Below are 13,691 nucleotides of genomic sequence, written 5' to 3'. Positions count from 1 at the left end.
TTAAAACTCGATGCCCGACTGGGCTTTCACACCGGCCTTGAAGTGGTGCTTCACCAGCGTCATTTCCGTCACCATATCGGCGGCATCAATCAAGGGCTGCTTGGCGTTGCGGCCGGTGACCATGACGTGAAGGTAAGGCCGACGGTTGACAAGTGTTTCCACCACCTCGTCCAGCGGCAGATAATCATAGCGCAGGGCGATGTTCAGCTCATCCAGCACCACCAGATTGATGGTTTCATCGGCCATCATGACTTTCGCTTCTTCCCAGGCTTTTGTCGCGGCTGCGACGTCGCGCTTCAGATCCTGCGTGTCCCACGTGAAACCCTCGCCCATGGTGCGCCATTCCACGCGATCACCAAACAGGGCCAGCGCCTGCTGCTCGCCAGTGGACCATGCGCCCTTGATGAATTGCACGATGCCGACGCGCCCGCCGGTGCCGAGCATGCGCAGAGCCAGGCCGAAGGCTGCGGTGGATTTGCCCTTGGCCGATCCGGTATTGACCATCAGCAGGCCTTTTTCGACCGTCTTTTCAGACACTTCGGCATCCTGCACGGCTTTGCGGTTGACCATCTTGGCGCGGTGACGCTCGGCTTCGCTTTCGCTGATATCGCGGTTCATGGCGTCTCATTCCTCTTGGCGCATGCGTGTCAAAGCGGCGACTATAGCCAAAACCGTTTCCACGGCAATGATGCCGCGGCATTGACACAAAAGCCGTGCAGGGCATAAGGGTTAACCACTGACGGTCTTTTTCCGGCAACGGGAAAAGCTAAGAGGGAACACGGTTCCGTTCGCAATGCGGACCAATCCGTGGCTGCCCCCGCAACTGTATGCGGTGAGCCTGCGCCATAAGCCACTGGACATTATGTTCGGGAAGGCGGTGTCGGGCGTCTCACGCCGCAAGCCAGGAGACCTGCCGTTTCAGAAAAATGCGTCTACCGGGCGGGGTGCTCCGGTTAGCCGGTCATATCAAGCGAAACGTGCTTTGGCGCGTGGCGTCGATATCCGCACCCCTAGAGAATTTGCAGGCGCGGAAAGTTGACACCTTGGATCTGACATCGACCCCACCAGACAAGACCACGAAAGCAGATGGAGCCGCAGGCGTCGTCGTTTTCGTCTGCCGAAGCTGTCGCGATGAGGTTGACCCCAATGCAGAGCCGCGCCCCGGCGCGACGCTTGCACAGGCCGCTGTTGAGCTGGGCCGCGCCGAGGGCGTCGATGTGCGCAGCGTCAATTGCCTTGCCAATTGCAAGCGCGGCCTCAGTGCCGCCATGCGCAGCGCCGATGGCTGGTCCTATATGTTCGGTTCCCTGACCCAAGACGATGCTGGCGACCTTCTGGTCGGCGCACGTCTTCTGGCGTCTGCGCCTGATGGCCTGATGCCGTGGCGCGGACGGCCTGACAGTTTGAAGCGCGGCCTTGTGGCCCGCATTCCCCCTTTGCATTTTACCGAGGAGACATCATGACCACGCTAGACCGCGTTCCCTGCACCATCATCACCGGCTTTCTGGGCGCTGGCAAAACCACCTTGCTGCGTGGCCTGCTGGAGAAACTGGATGGCAAGCGGCTGGCCATCATCGTCAACGAGTTCGGCGATGTCGGTATCGATGGCGAGATTCTCAAAGGCTGCGGCATTGAAAGCTGCCCGGAAGAAAACATCGTGGAATTGGCCAATGGCTGCATTTGCTGCACGGTGGCGGATGATTTCCAGCCGGCTATCGAGCAGATTTTGAGCCGCGAGCCCCGCGTTGAGCATATTCTGATTGAAACATCGGGTCTCGCGCTGCCCAAGCCTCTGGTGCAGGCCTTCCAGTGGCCAGCCATCAAAAGCCGCGTGACAGTGGATGCTGTTGTGGCCGTTGCCGATGGCGCGGCGCTCGCCGAAGGCATGGTTTCGCATGATCTGGAGGCCCTTGCTGCCCAGCGCCAGAATGACGAGGCGCTCGACCATGACGACCCGGTTGAAGAAGTGTTCGAAGACCAGATTGCCTGCGCCGATCTTATCGTGCTGACCAAGGGCGACCTGCTGGATGCCGAGGGTCTGGAGCGGGCCAAGGCGCATATCAATGCCCATTTGCCCAAGGCTGCCAAGATCATCGTTGCATCCAACGGCGTGATCGACCCGGCTGTGCTGATCGGTCTGGGTCTGGCCGTTGAAGAGGATATCGACAACCGCCACACGCACCATGATGACGAGGAAGACCACGACCACGACGAGTTCGACAGCTTTGTTGTGGAACTGGATGCCGTGACGGATGCGGATGCGCTGGCAGCAAGGATCGCCGAAACGGCAGCGTCCGAAAACGTGCTGCGCATCAAGGGTTTTGTGGAGGTTTCGTCAAAACCAATGCGTTTGCAGGTTCAGGCCGTGGGTTCGCGGGTCAACCACTATTTCGACCGCCCCTGGGGTGCGGGTGAAGAGCGTCGCAGCCGTCTGGTCGTGATCGGTGAGAAGGGTCTCGACCGCGCAAAGATCGAGCGGATGCTGGCAGCCTGATCCATGCATATTCTCGCCACCACATCCTCGTCTCTGGACGACCTGATCGAGCCGGTTGATCTCAACCAGCCGAGGGCGGATGTGGTGGTGATGTCCTTTTCGGCGAGCGATCTGGCCGGGCTGGAGCGTGGATGGGCTGTTGATGGCGACAGCGTCTCGATGGTCAGCGCCAACCTGTCCGAGCTTCGCCACCCCATGTCCGTCGACCTGTGGATGGAGAAGACGGCAGAACACGCCAAGCTGATCCTTATCCGGATTCTCGGCGGTGCGGATCGCTGGCGCTATGGCGTGGATCAGCTTTCCAGAATGGCACGGCAACGGGGCATAAAGCTGGTGCTTCTGCCCGGTGAATGCAGCGAGCGTGACGAGAAGCTTGAGGCTGCTTCCACGGTTGATCTTGAGACGCTGAAAGCCATCCTCGCCTTTTTCCGCGCAGGCGGGGCTGACAACATGGCGCGTGTTGCGGCGGGGCTTTCAGCCTTTGCAAAGGGAGATGCCTGGCCTGATATGGTGGCGGAACCGCTGCCCAAATCCGGTTTTTATCGCCCGGGCGAAGGCCTTGTGGCGCTTGAAGAGGCGCTTTCCGGCTTCCCTGATAATGCCCCTCTGCTGCCCATCCTGTTTTATCGTTCCATGCTGCTGGCCGCAGATGTTGCGCCCATTGATGCTTTGTTTGAGGCGTTGCGCCAACGCGGTTTTGCGCCGTTGCCGATCTTCGTCAGCGGGTTGAAGGATCATGATGCCATTCATTTTCTGGAGGAAACGCTTCGGGTTCTGAAACCTGACGCCATCATCGCCGCCACCGCCTTTGCCAGCCAGACGGATGAGAACGGCGCAGCCTTGTTTGCGCGGCTGGGTGTTTCGGCGTTTCAGGTCATCATGGCTACCACGCGGCGCGATGGCTGGGTGGACAATCTGCGCGGGCTGAACCCATCCGACCTTGCCATGCATGTGGTGCTGCCGGAACTGGATGGGCGGATGCTGGCCGGGGTCATCTCGTTCAAGCAACCTGACCCCAATGGCGGGCAAGGCCTTGTCAACACGCCGGAGCCTGACCGCATCGAGCAGGTTGCCAACCGCATCTCGGCCTTTCTGCGGCTGAAACATGCAGCCGCCTCGCAGCGGCGTATCGTCATTTTGATGCCGGATTATCCCGGCGCAGCACCGGGGCGCACCGGCTATGCCGTGGGTCTCGATGTGCCGCAGAGCGTGCTGGAAATGCTGCGGGATTTGCGGGATGCCGGGTATTCGGTTGCCGATATTCCGCAGACGGCGCGTGAATTGCTGGACCGTATCGAAACTGGCACCGCGTCGTTTGGAGCCGATCATTACGGCGCGTTTCGCGCATCCATGCCATCGGCTGCCAGTCAGGCGCTTGACGATACATGGGGCGATGTGGCCGAGGATGATGTGTTCGAAGGTGGAGAATTCTGCTTTCGGTCCGCGCAGTTTGGCGCTGTGACGGTGGCGCTTGCGCCGGATCGTGGCCGCAATGAAGACCGGCGTGTGGATTATCACGACCCGACCTTGCCGCCACGCCATGCGCTTGTGGCGTTTGGCGCGTGGATGCAGCAGGGGTTTGAAGCCCATGCCATCATCCATGTCGGTGCCCATGGCACGCTGGAATGGTTGCCGGGAAAGACGGTGGCGCTATCGCAGGCCTGTTTTCCCGAAATCGTGACGGGTGGGCTGCCGGTCATCTATCCCTTCATCGTGTCCAATCCGGGTGAGGCAGCGGTGGCCAAGCGGCGCATTGCAGCGGTTACCATCGGCCATGTTCCGCCTGTTCTGATCGAGGCCGGGCTATCGCCGGATCAGATGGCGCTTGAGCAGCTTGTTGATGAATATGCGCAGGCGGATGGGCTGGACCGTCGCCGCCGCGACCGGCTGGCCAAGCTGATTGTCGAGAAGGCTCAGGAGACCGGGCTGGCAGCCGATGCGGGCATCGACATGGGCGATGATGCCGATACGGCGCTGTCCCGAATCGACGCGTTTCTATGTGATCTCAAGGATTTTGCCATCAAGGATGGCCAGCATGTGTTTGGCCGCTGTGCGGATGATGAGCCGGATTCGCTGCGACAGCAGAGTGCGCTGGCGGAAAAGGCCGCACTTCTGTCGGCACTGGATGGGCTGCATATTGCGCCGGGACCATCGGGTGCGCCTGCACGCGGGCGGCTGGATGTGTTGCCCACCGGGCGCAATCTTTATGCTGCCGATCCTCGCACCATGCCCACCCGGACGGCCTTCGAGCTTGGCCGCATGGCCGGTGAGGAAGTTCTGCGCCACCATCTGCAAAGCCATGGCGATTGGCCGAAACATATCGTCTTCGATCTCTGGGGTTCGGCATCGTTGCGCAATGGTGGCGAAGATGTGGGGCAGGCGCTGCATCTGATGGGTGCCAGACCCATCCACGATATGGCGACGGGCCGCGTGACCGGCATCGAAGTGCTGCCGCCAGCCGTGCTGGGGCGGCCGCGTGTGGATGTGACATTTCGTATTTCCGGCCTGTTCCGGGATATGTTCCCGGCTTTGATTGCGCTGCTGGACGCTGCCGCCAAGTCGATTGCGCGCCGCGAGGAAGCGTCTGGCGACAACCCTCTGGGCGAAGAGGCCGTACAGCTTGGCCATATACCGGCACGGATTTTCGGCTCTGCTCCGGGTACCTATGGTGCGGGCATTGAGGAAAAGCTGTCGAGTGGTCGCTGGGATGAGCGTGAAGACCTGGGCCAAGCCTATCTCGACGCGGCAAGCCATGCCTATGGCGGTGCCGATGGTCTCAGCGTTTATGCCGATGGCAGCTTTGCCGGCCAGGTGGAAAAAGCCGAATTGCTGGTTCACACCGGCGATGATCCCGGACGGGATATTCTGGATGGGTCTTCCGATGTGGCTTTCATCGGCGGGTTTGCGGCAGCGAAAGCAACACTTGGCCAATCGGCAGATGTGGTGGCGCTGGATACGACTGATCCGACCCGGCCCCGTGCGCGTTCCATTGCGCAGGCCATAACGCGAGTGGTGCGCGCCCGTGCCATCAATCCACTTTTCATCGCCGGGCAGATGCGCCACGGACCACGCGGTGCCTCGGAATTTGCCGAGACGGTGGATCGGCTGATCGGATTTGCCGAAACGACCCATGCGGTGCCGTCATCCCTGATCGATGCGCTTTACGACGCCTATTTCGGCAATGATGAGGTGCGTGAGTTTATTCTGCGGGAAAACCCGCAGGCGGCAGAGGCCATGGCGCGGCGTTTTCTGTCTGCCCGCCATCGCAGCCTCTGGCACAGCCGCCGCAATGCGGTGGATGCCGAGCTGGAAATGCTGATTGCGCCTGATGCGGCAAGGGCCAGCGCATGAGCAATGCGCAGCTTGATAGAGTCCAGCCTTATTCGCGCCGGGGCGTCTGCCCTGCTTTATCTGCACCGATGCAGACCGGTGACGGGCTTTTATCTCGCGTGGCATTGACCGACGCGATATCACCACGGGATATGCAAACTCTGTGCGCCCTTGCAACGCGACACGGCAATGGTCTGCTAGATATCACCGCCCGTGGCGGGGTGCAGTTTCGCGGTTTGACGCCCGAGAGTGCCGCTTTGCTGGAGCGCGATGTTTCAGCGCTTGGCCTGCCGGTGCGGCAGGGTCTTGCCGTGGAAATCTCGCCCTTGGCAGGGTTTGACGAGACAGCCATTGCCGATCCGCGCGGCATCATGGACCGGATATGTCAGCATGCCGCTGCCCAAGACTTGCACGAGCGGCTTGCGGCAAAAATGTCCGTGATTGTTGATGGCGGCGGGCACGTCTCGATGGGTGGCCTGTTGGCCGATATTCGTTTGAATGCCGTGAAGTCTGGACGCGATGTGTGGTGGCTGTTGATGCTCGGCGGCACGCAAGACAAGGCGCTGCGGGCCGGTGCTTTGGGTGAGAAAGATGCAGCCGATGTCGTGATCGATCTCCTCTCCTGCCTCGCTGACCGGGGATCGGATGCACGCGGGCGCGATCTGGACATTAAAACGGTGAAGGCGATCTGCGCGGGTCGGCTGGTCGAGGATGTCAGCTTCTCCGACGCTTCAGAGGTGTTTGAACCACAACATTACGGTTTGGCGCGTCTGTCAGACGGCGTCTTTGCGGTGTCTGTTGCGCCAGCCTTCGGGCAGATTTCGGCAGATGGACTGGCCAGTCTATGCGCCCAGGCCACCACGTTGGGGATCAGGACGGTTAGGCCCGGCCCGGCGCATGCCCTGTTTTTCGTGGGTGAAGAAGGAGCATGTTCCGGGCTTCTCGACCATGCGCGTCAGGCGGGTTTTGTGACGGATGCGAAAGACCCGCGTTCTTCCATCGCTGTCTGCTCGGGAAAGCCAGCATGCGCCTCGGCCTATATCGCCACCCATGAGCTTGGCGATTATGCGGCGCGGCACATGTCCGGTCTGCTCGATGGATCTTTGTCGCTGCATCTGTCCGGTTGCGGCAAGGGCTGCGCGCATCCGGCATCTGCGCCGCTCACCTTTTCAGGCTCTGCCGGTGGGCTCGCCTTTCGCTATAGCGGGCGTGCCGGAGACCCTGCGGATGTGATTTTGCCCTTTCCTGAGCAGCGTGCAGCACTTTCGCGGCTTGCCGGATTATACGAAAAAGAACATAAGCCCGGAGAAAATGCCCGCGCCCTGCTTGCCCGTCTTGGCAAGGACCGCATTGTCGCGGCGCTCCGACAGGAAGATCGATGATAGAATACGACTATATCCGCGATGGTAACGCGATCTATGAACGCTCTTTTGCGATGGTACGCGAAGAGGCGGACTTGTCTGCGTTCACGCCGGATCAGGCTGAAATTGCCATCCGCATGATCCATGCCTGCGGGCTGGTGGAATCGGCACAGCATTTTCGGTTCTCGCCCGATTTCGTCGATGCGGCACGCGGTGCCCTGATCGCTGGAAAGCCTGTTTTATGTGACGCGGAAATGGTGGCGCATGGCGTGACCCGCGCGCGTTTGCCAGCCAGTAATGAAGTGATCTGCACCTTGCGCGATCCGCGCACGCCGGGATTGGCGAAGACCATCGGCAACACCCGGTCAGCGGCTGCAATCGACCTCTGGGGTGACAAGCTGGAGGGCGCTGTCGTTGCCATTGGCAATGCGCCAACCGCTTTGTTTTATCTGCTGGAATTGCTGGAACGCGGGGCGCCTCGCCCCGCCGCCATTATCGGCATGCCGGTTGGTTTCGTTGGTGCGATGGAATCCAAGGATGCGCTGGAGGAAAGCCCGCTTGGCATTCCCTATGCGATCGTCAAGGGGCGCCTGGGTGGTTCTGCGATGACGGCAGCGGCTGTGAATGCCGTGGCGAGGCCGGGCCTATGAGTGCTGCGATGTTTGAGCCAGAGCCCGTCAAGACGTTGAAAGGCAAGCTGATTGGCGTCGGTACCGGCCCCGGAGATCCTGAGCTTTTGACGTTGAAGGCCGTGCGGGCCATCGAGACTGCCGATGTGCTGGCCTTTTTCTGCAAGAGGGGCAGTACGGGCAACGGGCGCGGCATCGTCGAAAACTTTATCCGCCCCGGCACGGTGGAAATGCCGCTGGTCTATCCTGTCACGGTGGAAAGCGACAAGAACGGCGATGATTATCGCGGTGCTATCGCGGGCTTTTTCGATCAGTCGGCTAAGGATATCGCCGTTCATCTGGATGCCGGGCGCAGCGTTGCCGTGCTTTCGGAAGGTGATCCCCTGTTTTATGGCTCCTATATGCATCTGCATTTGCGGCTTGCACCAACCTATCCGGCGGAAGTGGTGGCCGGCATCACGGCCATGTCCGGCTGCTGGTCCATGGCGGGGCTGCCGCTGGTGCAGGGCGACGACATCTTGAGCGTTCTTCCCGGCACGCTGGGTGAGGAAGTGCTGACAGAGCGGCTGTCGGGTACGGACGGCGCTGTGATCATGAAGGTTGGTCGCAATCTGCCAAAAATTCGCCGGGCTTTAGAGCGCGCGGGTAAGCTGCAGGGCGCGCTTTATGTGGAGCGCGGCACAATGGCCAATGGTCATGCCATGCGGCTTGCCGAGCATGATGGCTCCCCTGCTCCCTATTTCTCGCTGGTTCTGGTGCCGGGCTGGAAAGACCGGCCTGTTCATGGAGACACGCCGTGAGCGGGCAGCTGACCGTTGTTGGCCTTGGCCCCGGCAATCTGGGGCAGATCACGCCCGAAGCGCTGGATGCGGTGCGCGAGGCGGATGATTTTTTCGGCTATATTCCCTATCTCGACCGCCTGTCCTTGCAGCCGCACCAGCGCCGCCATGCCTCTGACAATCGTGAGGAGTTGAGCCGCGCACAGGCGGCGCTGACGCTGGCCGCTGCGGGTGGAAAGGTCTGTGTTGTCTCAGGTGGTGATCCGGGTGTCTTCGCCATGGCGGCTGCCGTCTGCGAGGCCATCGAAAACGGTCCTGCCGATTGGCGTGGCATCGATTTTCGTGTTGTTCCGGGTGTGACCGCCATGCTGGCGGTGGCGGCCAAGGCCGGTGCGCCGCTGGGGCATGATTTCTGCGCCATTTCGCTCTCGGATAATCTGAAACCTTGGTCGCTGATTGAAAAGCGTCTGGTTCTGGCGGCTGAGGCCGGTTTCGTGATGGCCTTCTACAACCCGGTGAGCAAGGCGCGCCCGCACCAGCTGACAACGGCATTCGATGTTTTGCGGGCTCATCTGCCGGGCACGGTGCCGGTCATTTTCGGGCGGGCCGCCGGGCGGGTGGATGAGCGCATGCGCGTTGTTCCGCTTGCCGATGCACGAAGCGACATGGCGGATATGGCAACCTGCATCATCGTCGGCTCGGTGGAAACGCGCCTGATCGACAGACCGGGCGCAGAGCCGCTGGTCTATTCGCCACGCTCATCCAAAAGGGAGAGCTGATGGCGGATTGCGGCCAGCGCAGCGTTGATCGTGGGCACCGTCATTCCGGTTGGGCGCGGCGGGCGCGCTATCATCAGCACCGTGACGCCGAGCTTTCGCGCCGCTTCGATCTTGGCATAGGCAGCGGTGCCGCCGGAGTTCTTGGAGACGATGAAGCCGATGCGGTTTTCTCGCAGGAGCTCGATTTCGTCCTCCACCGCAAACGGACCGCGCGCCGTGATGTAGCGGGCGTGCGGCACCCGCAAAGGCGGCTCTACGGGATCGACACTGCGAATGATGTAATGGTGCTGGGGCGCGGCTTCAAAAGGCGGCAGTTCCTGACGGCCAAGGGCCAGAAAGGCGTGTTGGCTGTCTGGTCCCAGAGCTTGAACCGCTGCCTCGACATTGGCCACGTCCTGCCAGTCATCGCCATCGCGTCTTTCCCAAGCGGGTCGATCCAGAGCAATCAGCGGCACGTTTGCGATTTCAGCGGCTTTCGCGGCATTGGCGGATATTCGAGCCGCATAGGGATGGGTGGCGTCTACCAGGAGATCAAAGCCGTTCTCGGCGATGAATGCGGCAAGGCCATCCACCCCACCAAAGCCGCCGCTGCGCATCGGCACCGGTTGCGGCACGGGATCGCGGGTGCGGCCCGCCATGGACAGCAACAACCGGTAGCCGGATTCGTCCGCCAGCTTGCCAGCCATGATGCGGGCATCCGCTGTGCCACCGAGAATGAGTATGGAGCGTATCATGGTCTCTGAATATGCCGGAATGGATGCCGCATCCACTGAAAAGAAGGCGGCGCGCTGGCTTTCCATCGTCGGGATTGGCGAAGATGGCATTGGCGGCTTGAGTGCCCATGCGCGGCTTGCCATCGAGGGTGCTGACTTCGTCTTCGGTGGTGTCAGGCATCTGGCACTGGCGGCAGACGCCATTAGAGGTGAGGTGCGGCCATGGCCGGTGCCGTTTGAGGTGGAGATGGTGGATATTGTGGCGCTGCGGGGTCGAAAGGTCTGCGTTCTGGCATCCGGTGACCCGTTTCTCTATGGCGTGGGCGTGACCCTGCTCAAGCATGTGCATGTGGACGAAACCATCGCCTACCCTGCCCCATCAGCCTTTTCGCTGGCGGCATCGCGGCTGGGCTGGGCGTTGCAGGCAACCGACTGCGTTTCCCTGCATGGTCGCCCGATTGATTTGATCCGCCCGCATCTGCATGCGGGTGCGAAGCTTCTCGTACTGACAGCGGATGAAAAGACCCCTGCCCTTTTGGCCGCTCTTTTGGCGGAGGCCGGTTTCGGGCGCTCAACGTTCATTCTGCTGGAAGCCTTGGGTGGGCCGAGGGAGAGGAGCAGGCAGGCTACAGCGGCTGATTTTTCTTTTGTTGATATCGATCCGCTGAACCTCGTCGCCATCGAGGTGGTTGCGGATGAAAAGCCCCGCATTTTACCGTTTGCGCAGGGGCTGGATGATGCGCTGTTTGAGCATGATGGGCAGATGACCAAGCGGGAGATCCGTGCGGTGACGCTATCATCGCTTGCTCCGCGTTTCGGGGAATTGTTGTGGGATATCGGCGCTGGTTCCGGCTCCATCGGTATCGAATGGATGCTGGCGCATCCGTCCCTGCGGGCCATTGGCATCGAGCAGCATGCGGAGCGGGCCGAACGCGCCAACCGCAATGCGCAGGCCTTCGGTGTGCCGGCGCTTCAGATTGTCAGGGGCGCAGCGCCTTCTGCATTGGTGGGATTGCCGACGCCGGATGCGATTTTCATTGGCGGTGGCGGCAGCGAAGAGGGTGTGCTGGAGGCGGCGGTATCAGCGTTAAGGCCCGGCGGGCGGCTGGTTGCCAATGCGGTGACGCTGGAAATGGATGCGGTTTTGCTGGCAGCGCAGGCGCGTCTGGGCGGTTCGCTGATCCGGCTTGAGGTGACACGCGCTTCGCCTGTCGGGTCCATGCAGGGCTGGCGGCCTTCGATGCCGGTCACGCAATGGGCGTGGGTTAAGCCGTGATTGTCGCGGGCATTGGGTGCCGACAGGGTGTCACCGTTGATGCGGTTATTGCCGCTTTGGAAGAGGCGGCGCGGACGCACCACGTCACCATCGATTTCATGGCAACGGCACCGATGAAATCGGACGAGCCGGCTCTGCTGGAGGCCGCAACACGGCTCGGCATGGCCTTTGTCGTGGTGGCGCAGGCGGATTTCGAAATGGCAGGTGCCAGAACGCTAACGCAATCGGCAACGAGCCTCAAACATTCGGGGTCCCCAAGTCTCAGCGAAGCAGCGGCGCTTGCGGCACTGGGGCCGGGTTCACGGTTGGTTGCACCGCGCATGGTGATTGGCGATATGACGGTGGCGCTTTCCACTTTGGAAGAGGAAGCCACTTTAGGAGAGAACGAATGACGGTTCATTTTATCGGTGCCGGTCCGGGTGCTGCTGATCTTATCACGGTGCGCGGGCGCGATCTGATCGCTAGGTCTCCCGTTTGCCTCTATGCGGGATCGCTGGTACCCAAGGCATTGCTGGAACATTGCCCTGAAGGCGCGCGCATCGTGGATACGGCAGCACTTTCGCTTGACGAGATCGAGGCGGAATTTGTGAGCGCCGCCCGCGAAGGCAAGGATGTGGCGCGGCTGCATTCCGGGGATCTGTCCATCTGGAGCGCCATGGGCGAGCAGATCCGCCGTCTGGAGCGTCTGGGCCTCGACTATACCGTAACACCGGGCGTTCCCTCCTTCGCCGCCGCTGCCGCCACGTTGCGGCGCGAATTGACGGTGCCGGAAGTCGCGCAGAGCCTTGTGCTGACCCGTGTGTCTGGCCGTGCGTCGAAGATGCCGGAGACTGAGACGTTGAAGGCCTTTGGTGCGACGGGGGCGACGCTTGCCATCCATCTTGCCATTCACGCCATCGCCAAAGTGGTCGAGGATCTGACGCCGCTTTATGGGGCCGATTGCCCTGTCGCCATCATTGTCAGGGCATCGTGGCCGGAAGAGCGGGTTATTGCCGGAACACTTGGCGATATCGAATCAAAGCTCGCGGAAGAGCCGGTGGAGCGCACGGCGCTGATCTTCGTCGGCAAGGGTCTTGCATCCGAGGATTTTCGTGAAAGCGCGCTTTACAGCACCGATTATGTGCGCCGTTTTCGCAACCCTCAAAGCAATGCAGACGGCTGATCGGATGGGGTGAAGGGGGCGCGTCCCTTTAGCGCTCCACTGCGGTCGAATACGAGGATTTCAAGGTCCGTCTCCGGTCTTTTCAAAGCGCCAGCCGCCGTTTTCCAGGCATTGCGCGCGACTGCCTGACCAAGATCGATACCTACGGCCCCTGCCAGCGTGAAGGCGTGAGCCACCATATTGGCCTGCCGGATGGCTTCCGCCAAAGCGTCGTCGCCGCCCGCCTCGGTGGCAAGGTTGGCCAGTGCCTCGAGGTCGGCAAGGCCGCGCTTGGAATGCACGTCCAGCATGCCTTGCGCGAGCTTGGTCATCTTTGCCACGCCGCCCGCGATGGTGATTTTTTCCACCGGGTGGGTGCGCAGATATTTCAGCATGCCGCCGATGAAATCGCCCATGTCGATCAGGGCCGTATCGGGCAATCCATGCAGCGCCTGCCCGGCTTTTTCTGAGGTATCGCCGGTGGCGCCGAGAATATGCGGAAGCTTTTCGGCACGGGCCACATCGATGCCGCGCCAGATGGAGTGGATCCATGCGGAGCAGGAAAAGGGAATGACGATGCCGGTGGTGCCGAGAATGGAGAGGCCGCCGACAATGCCCAGCCGTCCATTCAGCGTCTTTTCCGCCAGTGCCTCGCCATTTTCCACCGCAATCTCGACTTCGAAATCCGCATCATCGCCAGCCACCTCGCGGATGGCTGCGGCAATCATTGTGCGTGGGACGGGGTTGATGGCGGGTTCGCCGATGGCGAGCGGCAGACCGGGACGGGTGACTGTGCCCACACCCCTGCCCGCCTTGAAGGTGATGCCGGTGCCCGCCTGTCCGCGTCGCAGGGTTGTTTCGATCAGTGCGCCATGGGTCACGTCAGGGTCGTCGCCCGCATCCTTGATGACGCCAGCGCGTGCAAATCCCTCGCCAACTGTTGAGCTTGCGATGGAAAAGCCGACCTGCTTGCCGCTTGGAAGTTCGATCTCGACAAGGTATGGAACATCACCGGTCAGCAACGCGGTGCATGCGGCTTTTGCCGCCGCCGTGGCGCAGGCGCCGGTCGTCCAGCCGCGACGCAGGTTTTTTCCATCCGTTTCCATGCTGTTTCTATAGCGGTTACGGCTATGGCCGTCATCGGTAAACAACAGGCAGTGTGAATGTCGAGACCACTTATCGTGAAAAA

General features: G+C 61.2%; 13 protein-coding genes and 1 riboswitch. Of the genes, 10 read left to right on the top strand and 3 right to left on the bottom strand.

Annotated elements, in window-relative coordinates; all coding sequences use genetic code 11:
* Positions 1-618, bottom strand: a complete 618-nt coding sequence (gene cobO, locus RQI55_RS15240; RefSeq protein WP_243258136.1) for a cob(I)yrinic acid a,c-diamide adenosyltransferase — start codon at positions 616-618, stop codon at positions 1-3.
* A gap of 105 nt (positions 619-723) precedes the next feature.
* Positions 724-933, top strand: a riboswitch (cobalamin riboswitch).
* Between the two features lie 110 nt (positions 934-1,043).
* Between cobO and RQI55_RS15235 the strand changes: the two genes are divergently transcribed.
* The 7 genes from RQI55_RS15235 to RQI55_RS15205 are packed head-to-tail and all read left to right on the top strand — an operon-like array spanning position 1,044 to position 9,372.
* Positions 1,044-1,463: a DUF1636 family protein gene (locus RQI55_RS15235; RefSeq protein ID WP_243258135.1), complete on the top strand. Its 420-nt coding sequence runs from the start codon at positions 1,044-1,046 to the stop codon at positions 1,461-1,463.
* Positions 1,457-2,494 carry a cobalamin biosynthesis protein CobW gene (cobW, locus tag RQI55_RS15230; protein ID WP_243258198.1) on the top strand — a complete coding sequence of 346 codons (1,038 nt, stop codon included), beginning with the start codon at positions 1,457-1,459 and terminating at the stop codon, positions 2,492-2,494. Before RQI55_RS15235 ends, cobW begins: the two co-directional genes overlap by 7 nt.
* 3 nt (positions 2,495-2,497) lie before the next feature.
* The gene (gene cobN / locus RQI55_RS15225; RefSeq protein ID WP_311273133.1) at positions 2,498-5,845 is read left to right on the top strand and encodes a cobaltochelatase subunit CobN; all 3,348 of its coding nucleotides are present in this window, start codon (positions 2,498-2,500) and stop codon (positions 5,843-5,845) included.
* Positions 5,842-7,206, top strand: coding sequence for a precorrin-3B synthase (cobG, locus tag RQI55_RS15220; RefSeq protein WP_243258133.1), 1,365 nt, complete (start codon positions 5,842-5,844; stop codon positions 7,204-7,206). Before cobN ends, cobG begins: the two co-directional genes overlap by 4 nt.
* A complete protein-coding gene (locus RQI55_RS15215) occupies positions 7,203-7,835 on the top strand; it encodes a precorrin-8X methylmutase (protein ID WP_243258132.1) in 633 nt (210 codons plus the stop codon). The genes cobG and RQI55_RS15215 overlap by 4 nt, the downstream gene beginning before the upstream one ends.
* Positions 7,832-8,614: a precorrin-2 C(20)-methyltransferase gene (locus RQI55_RS15210; protein ID WP_243258131.1), complete on the top strand. Its 783-nt coding sequence runs from the start codon at positions 7,832-7,834 to the stop codon at positions 8,612-8,614. The genes RQI55_RS15215 and RQI55_RS15210 overlap by 4 nt, the downstream gene beginning before the upstream one ends.
* Positions 8,611-9,372: a precorrin-3B C(17)-methyltransferase gene (locus tag RQI55_RS15205; protein WP_243258130.1), complete on the top strand. Its 762-nt coding sequence runs from the start codon at positions 8,611-8,613 to the stop codon at positions 9,370-9,372. The genes RQI55_RS15210 and RQI55_RS15205 overlap by 4 nt, the downstream gene beginning before the upstream one ends.
* Here the strand turns inward: RQI55_RS15205 and RQI55_RS15200 are convergent.
* Positions 9,339-10,106 (bottom strand): cobalt-precorrin-6A reductase, encoded by a 768-nt coding sequence (locus RQI55_RS15200; protein ID WP_243258129.1) that lies wholly within the window; start codon positions 10,104-10,106, stop codon positions 9,339-9,341. The genes RQI55_RS15205 and RQI55_RS15200 overlap by 34 nt on opposite strands.
* Here RQI55_RS15200 and cbiE point away from each other — a divergent pair.
* Genes cbiE through cobM form a run of 3 tightly spaced genes read left to right on the top strand, consistent with a single transcriptional unit; the run spans position 10,105 to position 12,523 of the window.
* Positions 10,105-11,361, top strand: a complete 1,257-nt coding sequence (cbiE, locus tag RQI55_RS15195) for a precorrin-6y C5,15-methyltransferase (decarboxylating) subunit CbiE (protein WP_243258128.1) — start codon at positions 10,105-10,107, stop codon at positions 11,359-11,361. The genes RQI55_RS15200 and cbiE overlap by 2 nt on opposite strands.
* Positions 11,358-11,753, top strand: coding sequence for a cobalamin biosynthesis protein (locus RQI55_RS15190; protein WP_243258127.1), 396 nt, complete (start codon positions 11,358-11,360; stop codon positions 11,751-11,753). Before cbiE ends, RQI55_RS15190 begins: the two co-directional genes overlap by 4 nt.
* Complete coding sequence (gene cobM / locus RQI55_RS15185) at positions 11,750-12,523, top strand: precorrin-4 C(11)-methyltransferase (RefSeq protein WP_243258126.1); 774 nt, start codon at positions 11,750-11,752, stop codon at positions 12,521-12,523. Before RQI55_RS15190 ends, cobM begins: the two co-directional genes overlap by 4 nt.
* Here the strand turns inward: cobM and RQI55_RS15180 are convergent.
* Positions 12,502-13,608: a cobalt-precorrin-5B (C(1))-methyltransferase gene (locus RQI55_RS15180; RefSeq protein ID WP_243258125.1), complete on the bottom strand. Its 1,107-nt coding sequence runs from the start codon at positions 13,606-13,608 to the stop codon at positions 12,502-12,504. The two genes, cobM and RQI55_RS15180, sit on opposite strands and share 22 nt — an antisense overlap.
* Positions 13,609-13,691: the final 83 nt, after the last annotated feature.

It is taken from the genome of Rhizobium sp. WCS2018Hpa-16, assembly GCF_031843705.1.
Classification (GTDB): Bacteria; Pseudomonadota; Alphaproteobacteria; order Rhizobiales; family Rhizobiaceae; genus Agrobacterium; species Agrobacterium tumefaciens_C.
The sequence above is the reverse complement of the archived record's forward strand: the minus strand, read 5'-3'. Positions and strand labels throughout refer to the sequence as shown.